Origin of the sequence: Nocardia aobensis NBRC 100429 (genome assembly GCF_000308375.1) — a bacterium.
In the GTDB taxonomy this organism is placed as follows: Bacteria; Actinomycetota; Actinomycetes; order Mycobacteriales; family Mycobacteriaceae; genus Nocardia; species Nocardia aobensis.
In genome coordinates this window covers 1-24,073 of record NZ_BAFQ01000288.1, presented here as the reverse complement: position 1 = coordinate 24,073, position 24,073 = coordinate 1, and the positions used below count along the sequence as shown (strand labels likewise).

Genomic DNA, 24,073 nt, shown 5'->3' with positions numbered 1-24,073 from the left:
CCGGACAGTGTCTGAGTCGACGTCGAGGGGTACATTCTTGCCATGCATCGTGTGGTGGCATTGGTGCGACCGGTGCAGTCGACGTTCGAACTCGGTTGCGCTGTCGAGGTTTTCGGTACCCCGAGAGATGGGGTGCCGCCGTACTACGAGTTCGAGGTGTGCACGGAGGCGCCCGGGGCGGTGCCGACGACTGCGGGTTATGCGATATCGGTGACGCGGGGATTGGCGGCGCTGGACTCCGCGGACACCGTGATCATTCCGGGGTGGCTGCCGGTGGAGACGCCGCTCTCGGAACCGGTGCGGCGAGCGCTGGTCCGGGCGCACGGCCGCGGGGCGCGGTTGGTCACCATCTGTTCCGGAGTGTTCGCGTTGGCGCGGACCGGGCTGTTGGACGGGCGTTCGGCGACGACGCATTGGGCGCGGGCCGGGCAATTGGCGCGGGAGTTTCCGCAGGTTCGGGTGGAGCCGGATCGGCTGTATGTCGACCACGGCGATGTGGCCACGAGTGCGGGGGCGGGTGCGGGAATCGACTTGTGCCTGCACCTGGTTCGCGCGGATCACGGGGCCGCGCATGCCGCACTCATCGCGCGGCACATGGTGATGCCGCCGCATCGGGACGGCGGTCAGGCTCAGTACGCGCCGCCCTCGCCGGTCGAGGACGGATTCGACGGTTTGCTGGAGTGGGCCGAGGCGCGGCTCGAGACATCGTTGTCGGTGGCCGATATGGCCGCGCATATCAACGTCTCGCCACGAACGCTGGCGCGCCGGTTCGCCGATCAGGTCGGCACCAGCCCGGGTGGGTGGTTGCTGGAGCGTCGGGTGGCGCGGGCGCGAGTTCTGTTGGAGAACACGGACTTACCGATCGATACCATCGCGGTCCGGGTGGGTCTGGGCTCGGCGGTCAATCTGCGTCGCCGCTTTCACGACCACGTCGGCACAACGCCGGGCGCGTATCGGCGCGCGTTCCGAACTCCGGCCGCAGGTAAAACGTAGATACTGCCGCCGACAGGAGCAGGCTCCGGCGGTTCGTCGTGATCAAGGAGTTCCGCAGCAGTCCCCCGCCAAGCCGGAGAGGCTGGAGCGCTGTATGTAGCAGCTGTTGCGGCTGCCTGAAAGGAAACCAGGCGCAGGAGTCCGCCGATTCCTCGTACCAGACGGTATCGGCCGAAACCTGCGACGAGACCGCACGCCGCAAGCCTTTATCACCGCCTCATCCGAACCCGACCGAGTCCATGTCGTCGTTGCGTCCCAGCCGACCAGCAGTGGCCGAGGGTTGTGACCGACTCGCAGGAGGGCCGATCCCACGCCGCGTAGCAAGCCGTGAGAATCCGATGAGGAAACCGACGTCGGCCACGAGCCCCACGCATTCTCGACGAGGGTTTCGTCGGGTGTGGCCGGGTAGACCGCCAGTGTGGACATCGGCGGACCCGGCGACCGCGAGGCAGTTCGTACGCTCGACACGCGTGGCGGCTACTCGCTGACACTCAGCGATCTCACGCTGCGCAACGCCGATCTGCGCACTCGGTGTGCGGCGGCCGCGGGCGCCGGCTTCACCGGCATCGGGCTCTCGGTCGAGCACTACCGTGCGGCGTTGACGGACCATTCGAACCACGTGGAAATCGCCGCCGTGATCGCGGAGCACGGTCTCCAGGTGAACGAAGTCGAGCTGGCCGCCCACTGGGCGGATCCGGCCGCATATTCCGCGGACGAACTCGAATCGGACCGCATCGTGGTGCGGATGGCGGCCGAACTCGGCGCCAGCCGAATCCACACGACCATGTCGCAACATTTCCCGTTGGAGACCCTGGCACGTGGGTTGCGCGAATTGTGCCACCGCGCCGCCGGTGCGGGGGCCTGCGTCGCCCTCGAGTACATGCCCTACGCCGCGATCGATTCCGCGACCTGCGCCTGGCAGGTGATAGAGGCATCCGGCGCGGACAACGCCGGACTCCTCATCGATGCCTGGCATTGGGAGCGCGCCCACACCGCCGACGAACCGGATTCCGCACTGCGGGCCATTCCGGCGGAGCGGATGGCGGCGATCCAATTGTGCGACACCCTGCCCGAACCGTTGTCCGACCTTCGCCGCGAGGCGCTGCATTGTCGCCGGCTGCCCGGTCACGGTGCGGCCGCGCTCATTCCGATGTTGCGCCGACTCGCCCGCCACGGTGTCCGGGCACCGATCGCGGTCGAAGTCGTATCCGATGACCTGGACGCGCAGGATCCGTACGTCACCGCCCGGCAGGCTTACGCCAGTTCGCGACGCGTTCTGCGGGACTCCGGCTGGCCGGATTCGTCTCCGCGCAGATCGGTGCGGTGAGCGCGCCGGACCACAAGATCGGCTGCGATCAGGATCCGTGCGCCGTCCGGTGAACCGGAATTTCGCGATGCCCATTGGTCACAATGCTCGGAATCGGCCGCAGCTCAGCAGGATCCACCGCGAGTTCCATATCGGGAAACCGCTCGAACAGACCCGGAAGCGCTATCGCCGCCTCCAACCGCGCCAGCGGCGCCCCCAGACAATGATGCACCCCGTACCCGAACGCGAGGTGTTCCTTCGACTGCCGCCCGGCATCGAACACATCGGCATTGTCGCCGTGCACTTTTCGATCCCGCCCCGCACCCGCCAACGACGCGATGATCACGTCACCCCGGCTGATCCGCACTTCCGGGAAGTCGGAATTACCGGCGATGTCGATGTCCTCCACCGCGAAACGCATCGGCATATGCGCCAGCGGTGCGTTCCATCGCAGTCCCTCTTCGATCACCTCGGACCACGGCGTTTGTTCCGCGATGGCGGCCTTCCGTTGGTCCGGATGGGTGAGGAGACCGACGATGCTGTGGTCCAACAGATTCGCGGTGGTTTCGTGACCGGCCGTAATGATCAGCAGCAGTGTGTCACGCAACTCCTGCTCGTCGAGCCGCGATCCGTCCGCGTCGTCGTGGGCGTTCATCAACACGGTCGTGAGGTCGTCGCCGGGATTCTCCCGCTTGTGCCGCAGCAGTTCTTCCATGAGGACGAACAGCGCGCCGAAATGCGCACCGACTTCGGCGGGGGCGAGGCTGGTATCGAGAATTCCGTCCGCGTGGATGCGCAGTTGTTCATCCATCCCGGCCGGAACACCCATCAGTTCGCCGATGACGCGAATCGGCAACTCGGTGGCGAAACGCGCACGCAGATCGACGATTTCGCCGTCGGGGACAGCAGACAACTCGTCGAGCAGTTCGGCGACGAACGCGTCGATCCGCGGCCGAAGCGCCTGGGTGCGTTTGTTCGTGAACGCCGGCGCCACGAGTTTGCGCAGCCGCTGATGCTGCTCGCCGTAGGTGGTGAGCATATTTCTGGCCGCCACCCACGGAAACATCACCCACTCGGGCCCGATCTCGCCGTCGATGAACCGCGGCCAGTGCTGGTGTGCGTCCTTGGAGACGCGCGGATCGGTGAGCAGCCGCCTGAGGATGGCGGCGTCGGTGACCGACCAGGCCGGTACGCCGCCGGGAAGCACCACCTCGGCCACCGGGCCGCGAGCGCGGACGCGGGTCAGCTCGCCCTGAATATCGGCGGCGCTGGGATCCAGCACCAGCGGCTGCGTATCTGTCATCGGAGATCCTCCATCAGGTGAGACGCATCGGCGGGCATGCGGGAAACACCACCGGCAGGGCTGCCAAGGCGCGGTGAAACTGCCCAGTTCTCCAACTTAGTTGCTGCGCAGGAACTTCCGGGCGAATATCCGGAAGCGCATCGAGCAGCAAATCGATGGCCTGCCGCGCGATCGTCTGCGCGAGCGGCTGCGCCGGGCACGAGTGCGGGCCGACTCCCCACGCCAGATGAGACCGGTTCCCTCGCCGGTCGCCGCCGACGATACGCGGATCGGTGTTGCATGCCGCCAAGCTGACGACCACCGGCTGATCGGCCGGCAACCACACGTCGCCGATGAGTTGCGGCTGTCTCGGATACGTCATGCAGAAATTGGCCAGCGGCGGATCCGCGAACAGGACCTCGTCGATGGCATCGCGGGTATCCATGGCACCGCTGAGCACGTTGCCGCCGTACTCTTCGTCGGCCATCAACAGCAGCAGGGTGTTCAGGATCAGATTGCAGGTCGGCTCCGTGCCCGCCGAGAACAGCAACGCGGCCTGGTTCACCATCTCCATGGGGTCCAGGCCCTCCGGGTGGGTCAGCAGTCGCGACGTGAGATCGTCACCGGGACGCTCGCGCTTCTGCTCGACCACCGCGAGCAGCGCCTCGATGAACCGCTGCTGACCTTCTTCGGCGCCGACTCCGTCCAGCATCGCGGCCATCCCCTGGTAGGCCGCCGATGCGGCGTCTTCGGGGAAGCCCATCAGCTCACTGAGAACCCGAAAGGTCAGTGGGAAGGCGTAATCCATCCGGAGATCGGCGGTGCCGCGCTCGCAGAAGGAGTTGACGAGAGCGTCGGCGGCGCGTGCGACCGCGCCGTGCACCTTGTGCAGGTTGACGGTGTCCAGCGCGTCGGTGATCGTGCGCCGGTAACGGGCATGTTCGGCACCCGCGGTGCGCAGGGCGTTCTGCCGATAGCCGAGCATCGGCGTCACCGGGCAGTCCGGCGGAGCGTTCTTCTCCCATCGGCGCGGATCGGCGGGAAAGCGAGCCTCGTCGTTCAAAATCTGCAGTGCCGCTTGATATCCGATCACCAGAGTGGCCGGCACCCCGGGCGCCAGCTCGATCGGTACCAGCGGCCCACGGCGGCGCATGGATTCGTAGGCGCGGTGCGGGTCCGCCGCGAAGTCGGTGGAATCGAGCCGGATCTGCGGTTCCGCGGAGCGCGCCGGAGAGCCGTGGCCGGACGTCCGGCCGCTGTGGTGCACCGCGTTTGCGTCGTTCAGCATGCGTCCCCCGCGTGTGATGTTGCGTGTCCTGTCCGATGTCCTGCGAGATTGCCTGCCATTCGTTGTATGGGCACGGCGGACACCCTAGCGGAAACCGTTGTACTTCAATGTTTTTGACGAAACAGTCAGCGAGGTAGCTTGTTGCGTGCAGGTAGCTGCTCGGCGACGAGCGTTACTGCTCCTCGCTCGGCTCCCGCATCAGCTCGGCGAGCCGGTCCCACGCCGGCGATGACGCACCGGGTTGCGACCGGACCGCCAGGCGGGCGATGGTCGCATCGTGATCCGGCACGTCGCTCGCTCCATTGTGTCTGCGCCCGAACCATTCTCGCGTCCGCGCCGCCAACTCGGGGAGCCGCGGATCCGCCGGGGAGCAATCGTAGACGGCGTCGTAGTCGAGATAGATGGCGCGGAATTCGGGATCGGTGAGTAATTCGCGCTTCTCGGCGATCCACGCGGCGGCCGCTGCGGGTGAGGCGGTCTGCATGAGGATCCAACCGTCTCGTTCCAGCTGGATCTGCCGCTCGCTGACGCCGAGTTCGCGCAGCTCGTCGAGATGATCGGCGACGTCCGCGGACACGTAGAGGCGGTCGCCGCCACGCAGCTGCGTGAGTTGTTCCCGGGTGCGCCGCAACTGCTCGATACGGTGTTCGAGGTCGTGGTCGATCTCGGTGAGGGCCGCCGAAAGGGCGCCCGGGTCGGCATCGAGCAGATCCTTGACGCGGGCCAGCGGCACCCCGGCGTGCGCCAGTGTCCTGATCTTGACCAGGTCGATCGCGTGCTGCGCGGTGTAGCGGCGATAACCCGAGGCATCGCGGTCGGGTTCGGCGAGCAGGCCGCGCTGGTGATAGTGGCGCACGGCCTTGACGGTCACGCCCGCATAGTCCGCGAGCTGTCCGATCGTGAGCATACCGACATCCTTCCGCGCGCCCGGGCGGTCAGGAACGCCGGGTCAGGCGGCCGCCGGCGTTGCGGAAACGAGCACGACCGTCGCGAATGTCGTGGTAGGAGACCAGCAGCAGTCGCAGGTACCCGTCGAAGATTTCCGGCGGATAGCCCACCGGCGCGAACAGACCGGGCCGGACCGGAACATACCGTTGCGGCGGTGCCGAGGTCGCACCCCCGGCGAATGCGGTGAAGATGCGTTCCTGCGTCGCGTCGTCGGGTTCGTAGGTCACGCGCTCCTCGAGCTGCCCGTCGACGATGTCGACATCGACGCGGAGCTGGCCCGACCGGTAGGTGCCGGCGTACGGGGTGAGGTCGAACTCCGCGTCGAATTCATCGATGAGCGTGGGGATTTCGATGTCCAGATGTTCGGTCAGCAGCCACCGCAGCAGCCGGTCGTGCAGCACGATCGCTCCGGATGTGTTGCCGAAGGCGGTGAAGACCAGGTCGTATTCGGGGACCACACACAGAATGGACACCCCTCCCGGTGACGCGCCCGACATCGCCAGCACCGTGGTGTCGCCGAGCGGATATCGCACCCAGCCGAGTCCCATCGGCGGGACGTTCAGAGTGTGCATATCGTGGGCGACTCGTCGCATCGTCGCCGTCGATTCCGCGGACAGGACCCGCACACCGGTGGGCGCGACGCCACCGGCGAGGTGGGTGCGTCCGAACGCCAGCAGGTCGGCGACCGTGCCGATCGGGGTGCCGCCGGCCGGTCCCCAGGTGTCGGGGAGCATGAACATGCCGGTCGGCGCGACACTCCCGGTGTCGGGATCGATGAAGTGGCCGACCGCCGTGCTGCGCAGAATCGCTTGTCGCGCAGAGGTACTCGACGTCGTCATGCCGACCGGGTCGAACAACTCCCGTTGCAGCAGGTCCGGGTAGGGCGTCCCGGTGACCACCTCGAGCAGACGGCCCGCCACGATCATGCCGCCGTTGGAGTAGCTGAGCTGCTCGCCGGGTGCGAACAGGGTGCCACACTGCGCGAGGCCCTCGACGTAGTGTCGCAGCGCGTCGCGGCCCTCGGCATCGGGGAAGAACAGGTCCGCGTCGATACCGTTGGTGTGGGAGATCAGGTGCCGGACCAGGATTTTGTCCGCGCCGTCCGGTTCCGCGAGCAAGAATTCGGGCAGGTAGTCCACCACCGGCGCATCGAGTTTCAGCAGTCCGCGTTCGACCTGTTGCAGTACCAGCGTGGTGGTGAGCACCTTGGTGACGGAACCGAAGAGGAACCCGGTGTCCTCGCGCATCGGGGCGCCGGTGGCGAGGTTCGCGGTGCCGTGCGAGACGAGAATCTGTTCGCCCGCGTGGTAGATACCGGCGACGTAGCCGGGGACCTGGTCCGATTCGCAGAAGGTTTCCACCTGCGAGCGGATCCGGTCGGCGATGGTGTGCAGTGCGTTGTCGTTCATGCGGACCATCGTCGAACCCTGCCCCTGGGTCAAGGTCAAGCCGGAGGCGGAAATTGTTCGACGCTATGACGCGGGGGCCTCCGGGCTCAGCTCATAGGCCTTCCGGACCATCGGCGACCGCTCCCCGACCCGGTCGGTGGTACGACGCCTCCACACCGAGTCGAACTGCTCGCGCAATTCACGGGATGTGGTAGACACATCCGCCCATTCCGAGGTAATCCCGGAACTCACAGATCAGATTGCTCAGCGCAGTCGCCGAGCCCGAGGCCGAACCCGTGCCGGTCGTGTCGGCGGATGCCGACGGCGCGGCCGCGAGCGGCAGCGCCAGGGCGGCAGCGGTCACGACGGTGACGGCGAATCGCTTGCTCATGAGACTTCTCCGTATCGATGAGTGTCAGGGCTGACTCCGGCCCCCACTTCGAAGAGTAAGAAGCCCTCGGAGTGCGAAACAGCCCCGAGTTTCCAGGTCTGGTGACCTTGGTGATTCGGGTCGCAGAGCGCACTGGCCGGGCGGGTGGCGGGATAGCCTGGGCCTCGAGGGAGGGCACCATGATGATCGATTTCGTTCCGGACAAGAGTCTGTATCCGTTCGAGTCGCGTTGGTTCGACTCGTCGGCCGGGCGCATGCACTACATCGACGAGGGGTCCGGGCCGACGATCCTGTTCTGCCACGGGTCTCCGACGTGGAGTTTCCTCTATCGCCGTATCGTCACCGAACTGCGGGATCGATATCGGTGCGTCGCGGTGGATTATCCGGGGTTCGGATTGTCCGAGCGACCTTCCCATTTCGGTTATACCGTCGCCGAAGTCACCGCGGTGCTCGGCGAGTTGATCGATCATCTGCGGCTCGACGAATTCATCGTCATGGGACAGGATTGGGGCGGGCCCATCGGGTTGGGCGCGGCGGTCGCGCGGGCGGATCGGGTGCGGGGAATCGTGTTGGGTAACACGGTGTTCTGGCCGATCGAAGCAATGGCCAACAAGGCATTCAGCGTGATCATGAGCAGCCGTCCGATGCAGCGCCGAATACTCGAGCAGAACTTTCTCATCGAGCGCGTACTGCTCTCGGAATTGGGGCGCACGCTCACCGCGGCGGAAGCCGAGCATTATCGCGCGGTGCAACCCGCCGCGGCGGCGCGTTGCGGACTTGCGGTGATGCCCAGGGAAATTCGTGCTGCGACTCCCCTGCTGGAGCAGCTTTCCCGAGACGTTCCCACGCGCCTCGGGGACAAGCCGGCGCTGTTGGTGTGGGGGATGCGCGACCCCGTGTTCCGGCCGAAAACGTGCATTCCGCGCATACGCGCCGCCTTCACCGATGTCGAAACGGTCGAACTCGCCCGTGCTCGTCACTTCATCCAGGAGCACGCGCCGAATGAGATCGCGACGGCCATCGCGAATCGTTTTCCGTAAGTGTTCCGCGGCAGAGGCGTAGCCCTCCAGGCTTTACCGGCGCGCCGTCCGACACTCCGCGCGGCGAACCGAACTATACGAAGACCTGCGCGGCTGTCGGTCGAACAGCTTATTGTGGACGCCGACCAGCCCCGCGATAATCGGTAGCCGATCTGCGGCAAGTCGGCCGACCACTCGAACCTGATGAGACCGAGAAGGTTTCGGAAAGCGTGCGATGAACAGGCGTGCAGTTGTTTCACCGTTCGTCACGATGTCGATCTGCCTGCTGACGATGGGCGTTGTCGGGTGCGGTGGTTCGGCCGGCGAGGCGGTCGGCGACAACGAGGCGGTCGGTGACGTGCGGAGTGTCGGGACAGCCTCGCCCGCAGGCACATCGGCTGCGTTGTCGAATATGGCGATGCCCGGCGTGGCAGTGGCCGATGCCCGGTCGTACGCGGCCAACTCCGGCGGGATCGACGGTTACTACTTCACCACTCCGGCCGGGCGATGGCATTGCGCGATCGTCGTCGGCGGTGACCCACATATGGCCGGATGCCAGCCCGCGACGAACACCGGCGCGGGGATCGGCGTGAAAGGCGCTCCGACGGTGGAGAGCCACTACTCCCACAAACAGGTCCCGCCCGACACGATCATGATCGAGCGGGGCAGCCAACCGCGTTTCGCGGTACTGGGGCAAGCGGTGTTCCGGCAGGCGCCGAACGAGGCAAAAGTGTTGCCTTACAACACATCCCTGTCGGCCGACGGCTTCACCTGCACCGCCCGAGACTCCGGCGTGTCGTGCCGAGACGATGCCTCCGGAAAGGGGTTCACCTTCTCCACCGAAGGCTTTGCGATGAACTGAGCCAGCACGTACACCACCAGGCGGTAGGCGAGAACAGCCGGCTACGACGGCGATCGAACGGCGAAATCTGGTGCTCGCAACTCCGGACCTATCGGACTCCCCTGGGCCCGAGGGTAATTCCATACCTCACCGTACCCGGCGATCGAGCCACCCTCCGGCCCACGAACCAGCTCACCAGCCGTTCGTCGGCGAACCGGTTCAGACCTCGGAGACGAAGCCGCGCAGTGCGACCACCCGCCGGCCGTCGACCTCCAGTTCCGCGATCCCTCGTTCGGTCGGGGTGCGCACACTGACGGTCACGAATCGGCCCGCCGCGATGGTCTTGCCGACCTCGAGTCCGCGCACCCGCTTGACGAATTCGGCATGGCCCACATCGGAACCGGCCGGCCATTCCACCACCGCGCCAGGGCTCAGCACCGCGCGCACACCGGCGACGTCACCGCGACCGGCTGATTCCAGCAATCCGGTGGCGGCGCGTTTGCCCGCCGCGCCGACCCGGAGGAAACCGCGGCTGAAACCCACAGCGCCACCGATACCTTGGTTTCCGAGCAGCTGCGGCGCGAGTTTCGTGGCCGCGGCGAGCCCGCGCCCACCGGCGGCGAGCAGTTGACCGACCATCACCGGCAGCTCCCAGTGCGCGTAGAGGCGGGCGATCTTCCATTCGCCGCCGACGCGTGCCAGGTCGTAGCGCAGGTGCATCGGCACGTGCAGGGTTACACCGGTGGACATGGTGGTGTCGAGGACGAGGTCGCGGAAAACCGTGGCACCGCGTACGACGTCGTGATCGACATGAAAGGCGATGTCGTTGGGGCCGATGAAGGTGTCGTAGAAGCGTTCGATCGCCGCTCGGCCGATGTGCGGGCGCGAGCCGACCGGATCCTCGACCCGGCCGTCGGGTGCGAACAGATCCACCCATGCCGCACGATCGTGCGCCGCGACCGCCTGCGGGGATCGTTCCACCGTGGCGAGCAGTTCCGCCGCCGACGCGTTCGCGGACATCGTTCCTCCAGACTCTCGACTGCCCACAATCTATAACGCGTTCCAGTTTCATACCGGGTAACCAGCGAACCTCCGGCAAGTGCGCGTGACGGATCTCGCGATGATCGAGCCGCGCCCCGGGCGTACGGTGACCGGTATGCAGGTCGGGCAACCCAGCAGAACCGCGATGGCCACCGCACAGTCGCGGGCCTATCACCAACTCGCCGATGAACCGCGGATCTTCACCGATCCGCTGGCGGTGCGGATCGTCGGCGAGGAAGCGGCTCGCGACAATCCCTTCGACAAGGGGGTCGATCCGGAACTGGCCCGGCGCCGCCGGTTGTTCCTCGCCACCCGCAGTCGCTTCGCCGACGACACCGTCGCGGAGGCGGTAGCCGGCGGAACCCGCCAGGTGGTCGTGCTCGGCGCGGGTATGGATACCGCCGCCTACCGCAATCCCCACCCGGATGTGCGGTTCTTCGAAGTCGACCACCCCGACACGCAGGCGTGGAAGCGAAACCGGTTGTCCGAAGCGGGAATCGAGGTTCCCCACTCGATGACCTTCGCTCCGGTGGACTTCCACCGCGACGATCTCGCCGACGCGCTGGCACAGGCGGGACTGGATCGTGCCCGCAGCGCGGTCTACGTCTGGCTCGGCGTGGTGGTCTACCTCGAACACGACGCCATCGCCGAGACGCTGCGCTACATCGCCGGCCAGGGTGGCGGTGCGGACCTGGTGTTCGATTACTCCTACCCACCCGACGCGGGACAGCAGGCTCGCGGGAAACGCGTTGCGGCCGTGGGGGAACCGTGGGTGAGCTTCTTCACCGAAGAGCAGATGCGGAGCGAACTGGAGTCGGCCGGATTCACCGACATCGAGGACCACTCGGGGATCGCGCTGGTGCGGTCCTATGCCGACCTCCCCGCCGACGGACCGGCGCTCCCGGGCCCGCATCTCGTTCGTGCGAGAACCGCTGTGAACGACTGAGTCGACCGGAGGCTCCCGAAACCGGCTGCGGCACTGCGCGCGCCGCCCTCTTCGCGCCCCTCGGAACAAATCTCCGGCAGACGGCGGTTGCCCCGAGAGATAGCAGAATGCGAACTCGGGAGGTGCGATGCTGGCGATCGGATTCGAGGAGCCGGGTGGTCCGGAAGTACTGAAACCGGTCGAGGTGCCCGAACCGCACGCCGGTCCCGGCGAGGTGCGGATCCGGGTGGCGGCCGCGGCCGTGAACCCCTCCGACACCGTGACCCGCTCCGGCATGGCACACGATCGCTACCGGGAGGTGACGCCGCCGTACGTCCCCGGCTGGGACGCCGCGGGAATCGTCGACGAGGCCGCCCCCGAGACGGGCTGGCACAGCGGCGACCGGGTCGTCGCGATCACGCTACCGGTACTCGCCGGTGGCGGTGCCTATGCGGAGAAGATCGTGGTACCCGCGGGCCAGGTGGCGCGCCTGCCCGAGGGGAGCGACTTCGTCTCCGCCGCAACGCTTCCGATGAACGGCCTCACCGCCTGGTTCGCCCTGGACGCGCTCGACCCGCGCGCCGGGCGCACCATCGCGGTGACAGGGGCGGCCGGTGCGGTCGGCGGTTACGTGATCCAGCTGGCCAAGACGCGCGGCTACACCGTGATCGCCGACGCGAAACCGGCCGATGAGCAGCTGGTCCGCGATTTCGGCGCGGATGTCGTCCTACCGCGCGGCGAGGACCTCGCCTCTCGCATCCGCGCCCACGCTCCCCACGGTGTGGACGCGCTGATCGACACCGCGCTCCAAGGCGATGCGGTGCTCGCGGCGGTGCGCGACGGCGGTGCGTTCGTCATCCTGCGGCCCGCGGCCTTGGGTGGCGGAGCCACGCCGGAGCGCGGCATTTCGGTCCACCTCGTGATGGTCGCCGACCATCTGGACGAACCACATGCGCTGAGCGAATTGAGCCGCCTCGCCTCCGAAGGCGCACTCACCCTGCGCGTGGCCCGGACCTTCCCCGCCGACCACGCCGCCCGAGCGCATGAGCTGCTCGAAGCCGGCGGTGTCCGGGGCCGGATCGTCCTCGAATTCTGAAGAGCGCGGTACTAGTTCCGCGGCGGCAACGGAGGTAGTTCGAGGTTGTCGCGGAACGTCTCGCCCACGTAGTCGGAGCCGACGATGCCGCGGCGGCGTAGTTCGGGGAGCAGGCCCGCGAGCAGGAAGTCGCGGTTGCGCGGGTCGTCGAGGCCGCCGAGGCCGATCACGTCCAGGACGCCGGCGTCGTAGCGTTCCTGAATCGCGTCGGCGAGTTGTTCGGGAGTGCCGGCGGCGGCCCAGTGGCCGGTGTCCTTGGCGGCGATGATCAACTCGCGCAACGTTTTTCCGGAACGAGCCAGCGCGGTGAAGATCTCCACGCGGCCGCGGCGCCGGTTCACCGCCTGCACATCGGGCAGCAGCGAGTCCGGGATCGGCCGGTCCAGCGGCAATTCGGACAGGTCGATCTCGCCGCCCAGCATGTCGGCCAGCGCATGGCGGCCCGCCTCGAAATCGGTGGCCTCGGCACGTTCACGAACCAGTCGCCGCGCCTCCTCCTCGGTGGCGCCGTAGGTGGTGTGCAGCGAGCTGAAGATGTAGGGCAGCCCGTCGGCGCGGCCCAGATCCGCCGCGCGCGTGCGAATTTTCTTCGTGTAGGTGAGCGCGTCGTCGAGCGTCGCCAGTGAGGTGAACACCACCTCGGCGAACCGGGCGCCCAATTCCACGCCGCCCTCGGATTGTCCCGCCTGGAACTGCACCGGGCGTCGCTGCGGCAGCGGCGGAATGTTCAGGGGGCCGCGCACGGTGAAATAGCGTCCGGCATAGTCGATCGGGCGGACCAGTTCGGCATCCAGAACAGCGCCGCCGTGGCCGTCCGGCGTGAGCGCGCCCGGCTGCCAGCTGTCGAACAGCGCGTTCGCGACTTCGAGGACTTCGGTCGCGCGGGCGTAGCGTTCCTCCGGGCTCGGCAGGTCCCCGGCGCCGTAGTTCTCCTCGCCCAGAGAGGAGGTCACCGCATTCCACGCGGCGCGCCCGTTGCTGATGTGGTCGAGCGTCCCGAACAGTCGCGCCAGGTTGTAGGGGTGATGGAAAGTCGTTGTGACCGTGGCGATCAGGCCCACATGCCGGGTCACCGCGCTGAGGGCGGACAGGAAGATCAGCGGTTCCTGCGCCCCGATGGCGCCCTGCGCGCCGAAACTCAGCAGATCCGCCGCGAACAGGGCGTCGAAGCGGTGTTCCTCGGCGAGTTTCGCGACCCCCAGGGCGTCGTCGAGCGTCGAGCGCCGCGGATCGATCGCGGCATCGTAGATTTTCGGCGAACCACTGACTCCGGTCACGATCTTCAGCGGCCGGCGTCGCGCACTGCTACCCATCCCCCGACGGTATCGATAGCCGTCCTCGTCGCCACCGGTTGCATTCAGCCGGATCATTTCGGTCGAATCGGGAATTACGTTGCGAGCCTGATTGTTTCACTTCGCCGGGCCGGGTGGAAGTTCCGGCCCCACCGCCGTCAGGCTTCCCGGCCGGCGTCCCTTACCCCAGCCGATTTCGCGCCGATACGCGCCGATGTGCTCACGCGGGACCTCCTGTTGCGGCGGCAGCGGTGTGGATTGCGGGTCCACGTACAGCGCGTCGGTCGGGCAGTACGCCTCACACATGAAACAGGTCTGGCAATCGGATTGCCGTGCGATGACCGGGATTCCGTCATCTCCACGCTCGAAGACGTTCGTCGGGCAGACGTCGACACATTTGTCGCACGCGATACAGGCCGGAGCGTGAACCAGTTCGATCATCAGGCCACCGCCGCGACCGCGGGGGCATCGGCCGACCGCAGCGCGGCCGCCACCGTCCACACCTCGTCGAGCCCGCCGCTGAGGATGTGGTGGTGCTGTGCGGGATCCAGCTCCGGATGGTCGGCCCGTTTGCTCATACCGCGAGATTCGGTGCGCGCCAATGCCGATCGGTACATCAGCCGTCCGACCGCGGTGATCGCGGCGGCCTCGCGCGCCCGCACGCGGTCTGCGCCGGTGGCCCGCAATCCCGCGGCCGCCTCCGTCCACACCGCGTCCAGGGCGGCCAACGCCGGACGGACCCGGTCGCCGTGGCGCAGATAGTTCTTCTCCACCGGCAGCAGTTCGGCGCGGGCCGCGGCGAGTACCTCGTCCGCACCGACGCGCCCGGATCCGTTGGGCCGCAACCCGGTTCGCCCGGCCCGTGTCAAACCGTCCGGACGGCCACCGCGCCGCGCGAATCGCGCCGCACCTTGCCCCGCCCAGCTGCCCGACGACATCGCCCATGCCGCATTGTGGCTGCCGCCGCCGGTGAATCCGCCGCAGATGCGTTCGCGGGTGGCCGCGTCGCCCGCGGCGTACAACCCGCTCACCGAGGTCGCGCACTCGTCGCTGACCACCTCGATCCCACCGGTGCCGCGCACCGTGCCCTCGGCCAGCAGATCCACCTCGAAGCGCTGGGTGAACGGGTCGATGCCGCGGCGATCGAATTGCAGGAAGAAGTTCGGTTGTCCACGCCGCATCTGCTCCTGCGTGGTTCGGTCCGCCCGGTCCAGTTGCGCGAATACCCTCTCCTGCAACAGGGTTCGCGCGATGACCGAACGTCCCTGCACCGATCCGGCGCCCTCGAGAATGCTGCCGTCCTCGTGGAAGAAGGTGGCATAGCGGTAATAGGCGGTCTTGGTGACGGTCGAGCCCTTCGCCGCGATGCCGTAGGCGTTGGAGAATTCCATCCCGGAGAAGCGCGCGCCCACCTCGGCGGCCATGAGGGTGCCGTCACCGGTGTCGACGTTGGTGCCGAGCGCGCGCGAGAGGAAGGCGCAGCCGCCGGTGGCCAGCACCACCGCGCCGGCGTGCACGCGGTAGTCGCGATGCTCGCGCAGCAGATAGCCGGCCGCGCCGCGGACCGTGCCGTCCCGATCGACCAGCAGTTCCAGGGCCGGGGCGTGGTCGACGATCCGCACACCCAGCCGCTGCACCCACGCCCGCATGCGGCGCATGTATTCCGGGCCTTGCACGCCGGTGCGAATCGGGTTGCCGGTGCGCGGGTCGACCGGGAACGGGTAGCGGCCCTCCTCGGCCAGCCGGTGCATATTCGCGTAGGTCTGGTCGAGCACTCGGTCCATCCAGTGGTGGTCGGCGAGGAAGCCGCCCAACTCCTCGCGACTGGCCTTGGCCGCCGCACGGGCCGACGGATCCGGCGCCACGTACCAGACGCCCGTCCCCGCGGGTGCGGTCGCGCCGCTGGTGCCGCAGTACCCCTTGTCGACCAGCACCACCTCGGCTCCGGCCTCGCGGGCGTGGATCGCGGCCCAACAGGCGGCCGGTCCACCGCCGATCACCAGCACATCGGCATCGATCTGCCATGCCTCGCTCATCGCCGTACTCCTTCGAAAACGGGGCCGAAACCGTCGCCGGACAGATGCCCGACAGAAATACTCGCCCGCGCCCCGGCGGCGGAGAATCCTTACGATCAGCAGGATTCTGTGATGGAGAAGCGGGCGCCGGTGAATTCGAATCACGCCCCGCACAAACCGTTTACGCGACCGCACCCGTTTGGTTGACTGCCGTCGCCCGGTCCGCAGACCGGGTTCATCGCGACTATCGGACGGGTGTGCTCGTATGAGTGAACGGCAATTGCATCTGAACGCCTTCATCTATCCCGCGGGCCATCACGAGGCCGCGTGGCGGCACCCCGACAGCAGGCCCGACCGCATCTACGACGTGACCTACTACCAGGAGATCGGCCGCACCGCCGAGGCCGCCACCCTCGATGCGGTGTTCTTCGCCGACGGCCCCGCGCTGCGCACCGATGTGCGCTACAACGCCGCGCCCGGCCTGGAACCGATCACACTGCTCACCGCCATCGCCTCGGCCACCACGCATCTGGGCCTGATCGCGACCGCGTCCACGACCTATTACGAGCCCTACAATCTGGCCCGGCTGTTCTCCTCGCTCGATCACATCTCGGGCGGGCGCGCCGGATGGAATATCGTCACCACCGGAACCGACCTCGCCGCAGCCAATTTCGGCCTGGACCGTCACCCCGACCACACCGAACGCTATGCGCGCGCCCGCGAATTCGTGGACGCGGTCGTCGGATTGTGGAACAGCTGGGACGACGATGCGGTACTCCTCGACCGTGCCGCCGGCATCTACGCCGATCCCGACAAGATCCGTCGCATCGATTTCCGCGGCGAATATCTGCGCGTGCGCGGACCGTTCAACGCCGCGCGCACTCCGCAGGGCCATCCCGTGCTCGTGCAGGCCGGCGCCTCCAACGACGGACGGGCTTTCGCGGCCCGCTACGCCGAGGCCATCTTCACCGCCCACCAGCGGCTCGAGGACGCCCAGACGTTCTACGCCGACATCAAGCGCCGGGCCAAAGATTTCGGCCGCGATCCCGAGCATGTGAAGATCCTGCCGGGTATCAGCCCGTTCATCGCCGATACCGAGGCGCAGGCGAAACAACTGCAACGCGAATTCAACGAGCTGACCGTGCCCGAATACGGTCTCGGCCAGCTGGAAAGCCTCGCCGGGGAGTCGCTGCGGAATCTCGCGCTCGACGAACCGGTGCCCGCCGCATTGTTCGCCGACGCCGGCGATGTCACCGACAACGCGGCCAGCCGCCGGCAGGTGATCGCGGGCATCGTCACCCGCGAGCAGCCCACGCTGCGCGGACTGCTGCACCGGCTCGCGGGTGCGCGGGGGCACCGGGTCTTCGCGGGCACGCCCGAACAGGTCGCCGACACCATCGAGGATTGGTTCCGCCACGGCGCCGCCGACGGATTCAACGTCATGCCGCCCTACTATCCGGGCGGACTCGAGGTGTTCACCAGCACGGTGGTGCCGATTCTGCGCAGCCGCGGGCTGTTTCGCACCGAATACACCGGCACCACGCTGCGCGACCACTTCGGATTGCCGCGCCCCGGGTCGGCCGCGGCGAACTGATGCCGAAACTGTTCCGCCGCATCGCTTTTCAGCGAGCCGGGCATTCGTTCGGCGCGGGGACACCGCGCAGTCGCTGATCGAGCCAGTCGATCGCACCGGGGAAACCGGCCATCAGGGTGATCGAATGCTCTCCCAGGACGCTGCGGAAGACGGCCGGTACGCCGCGAGCGCACTGCGTGCGGAACAGATCGGTCGACTCGACCTCGGGAATCCAGATGTCGAGCAGGCCGTGGTAGATGTACAGCGGCGCGGCGGAGGTGCGGTCGCGCAGATCGGTGGCGGCGAACAGTGCGCGGGCCGCCTCGGTGTCGAGCGGATGGGCGGTGTCGGTCGCCAGCTCGATCGGCACGCCGGTCACGCCCAGCGGCCCGTTGCTGTCGCCGCAGGTGTCCTTCACCGGGGAGGTGGCCAGCCACTCCCCCAGATGGTTCAGCTGATCCAGCAGTTCCGGATGTTCCCGGGCGAAGGCCAGGGCGACGACCATCAGGATTCCCGACGCGATATTGCCGTTGAAATGACGGGCCACCTCGCTGTAGTCGGTGGCCAGACCACCCACCGACACCCCGACGATCGAGCTCGCCAGTTCCGGCGCGTACTCGCCGAGCAGCATATCCGCCGCATAGGCCGCGATCGCACCGCCGGAATAGCCGCCGATCGCGAACTTGCTGTCTCCCAACGTCTTCGGTTCGACCGTCCGCACCGCGCGCATGGCGTCGAGGATCACGTGCCCGGCGACATGCGGTTCGGCGTAGGCCATCCACGGGCCCTCGTGGTCGGGCACGAGAACTCCGTACCCGCGCGAGAGGCCCCACCACGTGGTGGGCGGGAAGAGGTCACCCGCGCTGAATTTGGGATGCAATCCGTGCGCCAGGGCATAACCGGGGGTGCAGCGCAGGCCGAGCGAATTGATCGGGATGGCGTTCACCAGCACGGGCCGCTGTCCGGGGCCGGTCCAGTTCGCGGCGGGAATGAGCAGGGTCGCCGTACCGAACGAGGGCGCGCCGGTCGCACCCGTGGAACGGAATTTCAGCTGCAGCGCGCGGGCGATGGGCACCACCGCCAGCGGCGCGGCCGTGGCCGTCACATCGCGCACCTCGATCGGGTCGCCGGGACGCATGGCATCGAGTCCGGCCGGCCACTGATCGAACAGCGGATCGCCGGCCGGCGGCGACAACACCGACCGCCACAGGGCGGCGAGCTCGGGCCGCAGTTGGGCGTTGGGCGGCGAGGGCGCCGGTGGCAGGTTCGGCGCCGGGATCGTCCGATCGATCCACTGCTGCCATTCGGTCGAATCCGTGGGAGCGGGGCCGTTGTCCGCACGACCGAGCGGTGGGCGAACCGTCATCGACGCCAGCAGGGCACATGCCGCGAGCACGACGATCAGCAGCGTCCGGGCTCGTTTCACAGCAACCTCCACAACAGATCGACCAACCCCGTGCCGGGGCGGTAGTGACTGGAGCCGAGATCGGGTTCGAAGGACCCGCCGGGCACAACGATATCCCCAGCTGACGGCGCCTGCGCGCAACTCACCGCCGTTCCGCCGACCGCGTCGGCCACGAGAATGCCGGCCGCCAGAACGGCCGCCGGGAGGAACCGCCGGCAAGGTTTGGATGCCACACCGAAAATCACTGTGCCCCTTTGTGAATGACTGCCCCGACGCAGGCACACCATACGGTCGGCGGGTGCGGCGCAGAGCCGATCGAGCCACGGTCGTGCACAACTCACGAAGCCGGAGCGCCGACATGGGTGCCCGGCACAACGGCTCGACAGGTGAAACGGGCCATTTTCATCAAATGTGCATGATGCACCTCATATGTATGATGCAAACTTCGGCTCGTGATATTCGAGGAGTAGGGCGTGGAGAAAGCACATACCGCCGGGCGTTCCGGCGCGATACTGGCGGTGCTGGCATTCGCCGGCATCGTCGTCTCGCTGACGCAGACGGTGGTCGTGCCGTTACTCGGCCAGCTGCCGCAGATCCTGCACACCAGCCCCGCCAACGCCACCTGGGTGGTCACCGTGAGCCTGCTGGCCTCCGCGGTCACCACACCGGTGTCGGGACGATTGGGCGACCTCTACGGCAAACGCCTCGTGCTGCTCGGCTCGACGGTGCCACTGCTGGTCGGGTCGGTGATCTGCGCGGTGTCCTCCTCGCTGTGGCCGATGATCGTCGGGCGCGGCCTGCAGGGTATGGGCGCCGGCATCGTGCCCGTCGGCATCGCCGCACTGCGCGACCTGCTGCCGCGCGAACGCCTCGGATCGGGTATCGCGCTGATCAGCTCCTCGCTCGGAATCGGCGGCGCGCTGGGCCTGCCCATGGCGGCCGCGGTCATCCAGTACTCCGACTGGCGGGTGCTGTTCTGGACGATGGCCGCGCTCGCGGCGGTGATCGGCGTCCTGATCTTCACCCTGATTCCCGCCACCCCGCCGACTTCCGCCGCCACCGGGCGGTTCGACGTGCTCGGCGCCCTCGGTCTCGGCGTGGGCCTGGTGTGCTTGCTGCTCGCGGTGTCCAAGGGGTCGAGCTGGGGCTGGGGCAGCGGCCTGACCATCGGCTTGTTCGTCGCCGCCGTCGTCGTCCTGCTGCTGTGGGGCTGGTGGGAACTGGCCGCCCGCAACCCCCTCGTCGATCTCCGCGTCACCGCACGACCGCAGGTACTGCTGACCAACGCGTCCTCGATGGTCGTCGGCATGGCGATGTACGCCCAGTCGCTGGTGGTGCCGCAGCTGTTGCAACTGCCGAAGGCCACCGGTTACGGACTCGGGCAATCGATGATGGCCATGGGCCTGTGGATGGCACCGGCCGGACTCATGATGATGCTGGTCTCCCCCATCGGCGCCAAACTCTCCGCCCGCAGCGGACCCAAGATCACCCTGATCGTCGGCTGCGTCATCATCGCCGCCGGATACGGATCCTCGATGGCGCTGATGGGCAGCACCTGGGGCCTGCTGATCGTGACGCTGATCATCAACACCGGCGTCGGATTCGCCTACGGCGCCATGCCGGCCCTGGTGATGGCCGCGGTGCCGCAGTCGGAAACCGCCGCGGCCAACAGCTTCAACACGCTGGTCCGCGCGATCGGCACCTCGGTCGCGGCCGCCGTGGTCGGCGCGGTGCTGGCGCAGATGACGATCTCGCTCGGCGGACATGCCCTGGCCAGCGAGAGCGGATTCCGCGTGTCGCTGCTGATCGGATGTGGTGTGGCCGTGGCCGGCGCACTGGTGGCGACGTTCATTCCGGGGCACCGGACGGCCGCGATCGCCGCGACCGCCGCCGTGGATATGGATGCCGAGCACAGCTCGCACTCCGCGTCGCACGCCACTGAATCCGCGGTTGCGAAGGACGCAAACACTGTGCAGCGCAACGGTATCGCGCAGACGCCGCGCCGGCCCGCCGGGTCCGGACCGGTCGCCTTCGGTCGCGTCCACGACTCCCGCGGTGCGGCGCTGCCGAATGCCGTGCTGACCCTGATCTCGATGTCGGGCCGCCAGATCGGCCGGGCGCTGACGGACGCCGAGGGTTACTTCGAACTCGCCGCCCCCGAACCCGGCTCGTACGTGCTGATCGCCTCGATCGACGGGCGCCGCCCGGACGCGTCCACCGTGCAGCTCGCGCACCATCCGGTGCCCTGCGATGTCGTGCTCACCGCGATGGCCGGACTGGCCGGCACCGTGTCGCGCGGCGACGACGGCACCGCCATCGCGGGCGCGCGGGTGTCGGCTCTCGACTCCCGCGGTGAGGTGCTCTCCACCGCGGCCACCACCGACGACGGCACGTTCGGCCTGGCGGAACTGCCCGAAGGCGATTTCACGATCGCGGTGAGCGCCAACGGCTTTCACCCGACCGCCCTCCCGGTGCGACCAGGTGGCAGCGACACCCCGCGCCTCGACGTGACGCTGCGCCCCTGCGCCCGCCTGCACGGCGTGGTGCGCGGACGCGACGGCCGTCCCCTGCCCGACGCCCTGGTCACCCTCACCGACTGGGACGGCACCGTGGTCGACACCATGGTCACCGGCCCCGACGGCGCCTACACCTTCGCCGACCTGCACGACGGCACCTACACAGTGGTGGCGAGCGGTTACGCACCGGTGCACACCCCGGTAGTGGTCGGCGCCGAGGCCGAGGAGCTGAACGTGGAACTGGGACACGGTAATTCGAGCGAACACCGATCCGCCGACCAGCTGGCACGCCGGTATTCCGCCGACCGGCCGTAGCGGCTGGACGCCGCTGACGCCTTCCTCACCGACCGCCTGCTCCGCCGGACGCCGGTGAGTTGGTCGACCGTCCGGCATCGCGTCGAAGAAAGAAGTTTCGCCGATGCCGGCACGGGTACGGATCGAATATGTGCGGTATGCACCTCCCCACCACTGCAGCTCGCAGTGCGGTGCCAGGTGTCGGCATTCGGATGTGATCCGTTGTGACCGCCGCTCCGCTCATCTGCTGGCAAGCCAGGAAAATCGATCGCTGTGTGGTGCTCGAACCCGATCTCACACTCGATGCGAAGACATACCGCCAATTCAGCGATGGCCTGGTCAAATTCGTCATCGGGCAACCTCGAGCGGTCATCGTATGCCTCGACCACATGACGGTCGCCTCCGACGCCGTTCTCACCGCATTCACCAGCGCCCGGCTGCGCACGTCGAAGTGGCCGAGTGTGCCGATCCTGCTCGTCGCCAGGAGTGTGGAGGTGCGGCGCCGGCTCGAGCGCAGCGCGATCCGCCGATTGCTGACAGTGCATTCGACCGTCGCCGCAGCGATCGCGGCGTCGGGCGAACCGCCGATTCGGCGGTGGACCACGAGGACCATGGCGCTGTCACCTTTCACCGGGCACATGGCGCGTCGGCTCATCGATGAAGTCTGCGCCGAATGGGGCATCGGCGAGGTCAGCGAGGCCGCACAGATCATCGCCACCGAATTCATCGACAATGCCGACCTGCACGGCCACTTCACCAGCGTCCCCGATATCGACGTGCGGCTGGAATATCGCGAAAACCTTCTCACTGTCGCGGTCGCAGATCCGGATCCTCGCGAAGCGGTCCTGCGAGAACCGGATCCGGGCTCCTCTGGGCGCCGATTACACGGCCTGCACATCGTGGCCGAGATGGCCTCGGCGTGGGGATGCGTACCGCGGTGGCCGACCGGCAAAGTGGTGTGGGCGACGTTGTCGACCCGGCGCCCGCAGGACCCCTGAGCGCGGTCCGGACCGCGATCATTCGGATTTCGGGCAGGCACGCTGCCCACGACGGAATATCTCCGCGGCACCGAGGATAGGGCGTCCAGTGACCGGCCCCGGCGCCCGCCACCAGGACCCCAGCGCCCGCCACGAACACCACATCCGATCCGGCTATCGAGGAGTGAACGTGAAAGCAGTTGTCTGGCACGGTGTCGGCGATATCCGTCTCGACGTCGTCGACGATCCGAAGATCCAGGAACCCACCGACGCCATCGTGCAGATCACCTCGTCCGCGATCTGCGGTACCGATCTGCATCTGGTGCGCGGCACGATGCCCGGCATGGTGCCCGGGACGGTCCTGGGCCACGAGGCCGTCGGCACGGTCGTCGACACCGGTTCGGCGGTGCGGGGATTCGCGCCGGGCGATCGCGTGGTGGTGTGCTCCACGGTGTCGTGCGGGCACTGCGCCTACTGCCGCAGCGGCTATACCGCCCAATGCGATACGGCCAATCCGAACGGCCCGCTGGCCGGCACCAGTTTCTTCGGCGGGCCGGAGACCACCGGGCCGGTCGACGGTCTGCAGGCCGAGTACGCACGTATCCCGTATGCGAACAACACCCTGGTCAAGGTGCCCGAGGGCGTCTCCGACGACCAGGCGATCATGGTTTCCGACGTGCTGCCGACCGGCTGGTTCGGCGCCCGGCTCGCGCAGGTCAGCGAGGGCGACACCGTGCTGGTCCTCGGCGCGGGCGTCGTCGGGCAGTGCGCGGTCGCGTCGGCGTTCCGGCAGGGCGCCGGCCGGGTCCTGGTCGTCGACGGGATCGCCGACCGGCTCGAGACCGCACGCGCCCAGAACGCCGAACCGATCGACTTCCACCGGGAGGATCCGGTCGAGGTGACCCGCGAGCTGACCGGCGGGATCGGCGCCGATCGCGTCATCGACGCGGTCGGAGTCGACGCCCAACGGCCCGAGCGGGGACCGGCGGCCGACAACCTTCCGGTCGAGACCGACGTCTTCGAGGAAGAACGCCGACTCGCCGCACCCGAGGGCAATACCGACTCCGGTCAATGGCTGGTCGGCGACGCACCGAGTCTGGCCGGGCGCTGGGCGGTGCAGGCGGTCGCCAAGGCAGGTTCGGTCGGGGTGATCGGCGTGTATCCGCCCACCTTCGACCGATTCCCGCTCGGGGTCGTCCTCAACCGCAATCTCACCGTGCAGGGCGGCAACTGCAATCACCATCGCTATGTGCCGGGTCTGCTCGACAAGGTGGGGCGCGGCGATCTCGATCCCACCCGGTTCATCACCCAGCACGCCGAGCCGCAGTCGATGATCGACGCCTACGAGGCCTTCGATCTGCGCCGGACCGGCTGGCTCAAAACCGTGGTGCCGATGTAGATCTCTCCGCCTGATCACCTCCGACCGCCCCCGCGCCGGCGCGAAGCGCGGGTGGTTAATGTACGGACGGCTCGTGAGAACCCT

The 24,073-nt window shown here is 67.8% G+C and carries 20 protein-coding genes and 1 pseudogene; 11 read left to right on the top strand and 10 right to left on the bottom strand.

The annotated features are described in order from the left end of the window. Positions 1-42: 42 nt before the first annotated feature. A complete protein-coding gene (locus tag RJ03_RS30895) occupies positions 43-993 on the top strand; it encodes a GlxA family transcriptional regulator (RefSeq protein ID WP_036509376.1) in 951 nt (316 codons plus the stop codon). Positions 994-1,411: 418 nt separating this feature from the next. Further along, entirely contained in the window at positions 1,412-2,320 is a 909-nt protein-coding gene (locus tag RJ03_RS30890) for a sugar phosphate isomerase/epimerase family protein (RefSeq protein WP_051025471.1), read from the top strand. 28 nt (positions 2,321-2,348) lie between these two features. On the opposite strand, the gene RJ03_RS30885 is transcribed toward RJ03_RS30890, so the two are convergent. The 5 genes from RJ03_RS30885 to RJ03_RS30865 form a co-directional block, all read right to left on the bottom strand. After that, positions 2,349-3,602: a cytochrome P450 family protein gene (locus RJ03_RS30885; protein ID WP_036509374.1), complete on the bottom strand. Its 1,254-nt coding sequence runs from the start codon at positions 3,600-3,602 to the stop codon at positions 2,349-2,351. 13 nt (positions 3,603-3,615) lie between these two features. Further along, a complete protein-coding gene (locus tag RJ03_RS30880) occupies positions 3,616-4,869 on the bottom strand; it encodes a cytochrome P450 family protein (protein ID WP_051025470.1) in 1,254 nt (417 codons plus the stop codon). 172 nt (positions 4,870-5,041) lie between these two features. Continuing rightward, complete coding sequence (locus RJ03_RS30875) at positions 5,042-5,776, bottom strand: MerR family transcriptional regulator (RefSeq protein WP_036509372.1); 735 nt, start codon at positions 5,774-5,776, stop codon at positions 5,042-5,044. A gap of 28 nt (positions 5,777-5,804) precedes the next feature. Then, a complete protein-coding gene (locus RJ03_RS30870; RefSeq protein ID WP_218001035.1) occupies positions 5,805-7,226 on the bottom strand; it encodes a serine hydrolase domain-containing protein in 1,422 nt (473 codons plus the stop codon). Between the two features lie 178 nt (positions 7,227-7,404). Next, a complete protein-coding gene (locus RJ03_RS30865; protein ID WP_036509369.1) occupies positions 7,405-7,596 on the bottom strand; it encodes a hypothetical protein in 192 nt (63 codons plus the stop codon). 179 nt (positions 7,597-7,775) lie between these two features. Between RJ03_RS30865 and RJ03_RS30860 the strand changes: the two genes are divergently transcribed. Both RJ03_RS30860 and RJ03_RS30855 read left to right on the top strand, forming a co-directional pair. Beyond that, positions 7,776-8,636: a haloalkane dehalogenase gene (locus RJ03_RS30860; protein WP_036509368.1), complete on the top strand. Its 861-nt coding sequence runs from the start codon at positions 7,776-7,778 to the stop codon at positions 8,634-8,636. 391 nt (positions 8,637-9,027) lie between these two features. After that, a complete protein-coding gene (locus RJ03_RS30855) occupies positions 9,028-9,477 on the top strand; it encodes a hypothetical protein (RefSeq protein ID WP_157121749.1) in 450 nt (149 codons plus the stop codon). A gap of 198 nt (positions 9,478-9,675) precedes the next feature. On the opposite strand, the gene RJ03_RS30850 is transcribed toward RJ03_RS30855, so the two are convergent. Further along, positions 9,676-10,476 carry a nuclear transport factor 2 family protein gene (locus tag RJ03_RS30850; RefSeq protein WP_036509366.1) on the bottom strand — a complete coding sequence of 267 codons (801 nt, stop codon included), beginning with the start codon at positions 10,474-10,476 and terminating at the stop codon, positions 9,676-9,678. Between the two features lie 100 nt (positions 10,477-10,576). On the opposite strand from RJ03_RS30850, the gene RJ03_RS30845 reads away from it, so the two are divergent. After that, positions 10,577-11,443: a class I SAM-dependent methyltransferase gene (locus RJ03_RS30845; RefSeq protein WP_245552439.1), complete on the top strand. Its 867-nt coding sequence runs from the start codon at positions 10,577-10,579 to the stop codon at positions 11,441-11,443. Between the two features lie 127 nt (positions 11,444-11,570). Beyond that, positions 11,571-12,518 (top strand): NADP-dependent oxidoreductase, encoded by a 948-nt coding sequence (locus tag RJ03_RS30840; RefSeq protein ID WP_036509363.1) that lies wholly within the window; start codon positions 11,571-11,573, stop codon positions 12,516-12,518. A gap of 11 nt (positions 12,519-12,529) precedes the next feature. Here RJ03_RS30840 and RJ03_RS30835 read toward each other — a convergent pair whose 3' ends face one another. From RJ03_RS30835 to RJ03_RS30825, 3 genes are all read right to left on the bottom strand, one after another. Continuing rightward, positions 12,530-13,831, bottom strand: coding sequence for an NtaA/DmoA family FMN-dependent monooxygenase (locus tag RJ03_RS30835; protein ID WP_036509438.1), 1,302 nt, complete (start codon positions 13,829-13,831; stop codon positions 12,530-12,532). Positions 13,832-13,927: 96 nt separating this feature from the next. After that, positions 13,928-14,251, bottom strand: a complete 324-nt coding sequence (locus RJ03_RS30830; protein WP_036509436.1) for a 4Fe-4S dicluster domain-containing protein — start codon at positions 14,249-14,251, stop codon at positions 13,928-13,930. Then, on the bottom strand, positions 14,251-15,846 hold the full coding sequence (locus tag RJ03_RS30825; RefSeq protein WP_036509361.1) for an FAD-dependent oxidoreductase: 1,596 nt from the start codon (positions 15,844-15,846) through the stop codon (positions 14,251-14,253). The genes RJ03_RS30830 and RJ03_RS30825 overlap by 1 nt, the downstream gene beginning before the upstream one ends. 244 nt (positions 15,847-16,090) lie before the next feature. On the opposite strand from RJ03_RS30825, the gene RJ03_RS30820 reads away from it, so the two are divergent. Then, on the top strand, positions 16,091-17,419 hold the full coding sequence (locus RJ03_RS30820; RefSeq protein ID WP_036509359.1) for an LLM class flavin-dependent oxidoreductase: 1,329 nt from the start codon (positions 16,091-16,093) through the stop codon (positions 17,417-17,419). A 28-nt stretch (positions 17,420-17,447) separates the two neighbouring features. Here RJ03_RS30820 and RJ03_RS30815 read toward each other — a convergent pair whose 3' ends face one another. Continuing rightward, on the bottom strand, positions 17,448-18,824 hold the full coding sequence (locus RJ03_RS30815) for a lipase family protein (protein ID WP_036509357.1): 1,377 nt from the start codon (positions 18,822-18,824) through the stop codon (positions 17,448-17,450). Between the two features lie 452 nt (positions 18,825-19,276). On the opposite strand from RJ03_RS30815, the pseudogene RJ03_RS38675 reads away from it, so the two are divergent. From RJ03_RS38675 to RJ03_RS30795, 4 genes and pseudogenes are all read left to right on the top strand, one after another. Beyond that, a pseudogene (locus tag RJ03_RS38675) lies at positions 19,277-20,683 on the top strand (MFS transporter); the annotation flags it as partial. A gap of 18 nt (positions 20,684-20,701) precedes the next feature. Continuing rightward, positions 20,702-21,634: an MSCRAMM family protein gene (locus tag RJ03_RS38670; protein WP_281032303.1), complete on the top strand. Its 933-nt coding sequence runs from the start codon at positions 20,702-20,704 to the stop codon at positions 21,632-21,634. Between the two features lie 203 nt (positions 21,635-21,837). Continuing rightward, positions 21,838-22,611 carry an STAS domain-containing protein gene (locus tag RJ03_RS35375; RefSeq protein WP_051025468.1) on the top strand — a complete coding sequence of 258 codons (774 nt, stop codon included), beginning with the start codon at positions 21,838-21,840 and terminating at the stop codon, positions 22,609-22,611. A 169-nt stretch (positions 22,612-22,780) separates the two neighbouring features. Further along, positions 22,781-23,989 carry an alcohol dehydrogenase catalytic domain-containing protein gene (locus tag RJ03_RS30795; RefSeq protein ID WP_036509428.1) on the top strand — a complete coding sequence of 403 codons (1,209 nt, stop codon included), beginning with the start codon at positions 22,781-22,783 and terminating at the stop codon, positions 23,987-23,989. Positions 23,990-24,073: the final 84 nt, after the last annotated feature.

What these genes read in the sequence shown, in the direction of transcription:
- RJ03_RS30895 (WP_036509376.1), top strand. Translation starts at nt 43, where the DNA reads ATGCATCGTGTGGTGGCATTGGTGCGACCGGTGCAGTCGACGTTCGAA.
- RJ03_RS30885 (WP_036509374.1), bottom strand. Translation starts at nt 3,602, where the DNA reads ATGACAGATACGCAGCCGCTGGTGCTGGATCCCAGCGCCGCCGATATT.
- RJ03_RS30880 (WP_051025470.1), bottom strand. Translation starts at nt 4,869, where the DNA reads ATGCTGAACGACGCAAACGCGGTGCACCACAGCGGCCGGACGTCCGGC.
- RJ03_RS30875 (WP_036509372.1), bottom strand. Translation starts at nt 5,776, where the DNA reads ATGCTCACGATCGGACAGCTCGCGGACTATGCGGGCGTGACCGTCAAG.
- RJ03_RS30870 (WP_218001035.1), bottom strand. Translation starts at nt 7,226, where the DNA reads ATGAACGACAACGCACTGCACACCATCGCCGACCGGATCCGCTCGCAG.
- RJ03_RS30865 (WP_036509369.1), bottom strand. Translation starts at nt 7,596, where the DNA reads ATGAGCAAGCGATTCGCCGTCACCGTCGTGACCGCTGCCGCCCTGGCG.
- RJ03_RS30860 (WP_036509368.1), top strand. Translation starts at nt 7,776, where the DNA reads ATGATGATCGATTTCGTTCCGGACAAGAGTCTGTATCCGTTCGAGTCG.
- RJ03_RS30855 (WP_157121749.1), top strand. Translation starts at nt 9,028, where the DNA reads ATGGCGATGCCCGGCGTGGCAGTGGCCGATGCCCGGTCGTACGCGGCC.
- RJ03_RS30850 (WP_036509366.1), bottom strand. Translation starts at nt 10,476, where the DNA reads ATGTCCGCGAACGCGTCGGCGGCGGAACTGCTCGCCACGGTGGAACGA.
- RJ03_RS30845 (WP_245552439.1), top strand. Translation starts at nt 10,577, where the DNA reads ATGATCGAGCCGCGCCCCGGGCGTACGGTGACCGGTATGCAGGTCGGG.
- RJ03_RS30840 (WP_036509363.1), top strand. Translation starts at nt 11,571, where the DNA reads ATGCTGGCGATCGGATTCGAGGAGCCGGGTGGTCCGGAAGTACTGAAA.
- RJ03_RS30835 (WP_036509438.1), bottom strand. Translation starts at nt 13,831, where the DNA reads ATGGGTAGCAGTGCGCGACGCCGGCCGCTGAAGATCGTGACCGGAGTC.
- RJ03_RS30830 (WP_036509436.1), bottom strand. Translation starts at nt 14,251, where the DNA reads ATGATCGAACTGGTTCACGCTCCGGCCTGTATCGCGTGCGACAAATGT.
- RJ03_RS30825 (WP_036509361.1), bottom strand. Translation starts at nt 15,846, where the DNA reads ATGAGCGAGGCATGGCAGATCGATGCCGATGTGCTGGTGATCGGCGGT.
- RJ03_RS30820 (WP_036509359.1), top strand. Translation starts at nt 16,091, where the DNA reads ATGAGTGAACGGCAATTGCATCTGAACGCCTTCATCTATCCCGCGGGC.
- RJ03_RS38670 (WP_281032303.1), top strand. Translation starts at nt 20,702, where the DNA reads ATGGATGCCGAGCACAGCTCGCACTCCGCGTCGCACGCCACTGAATCC.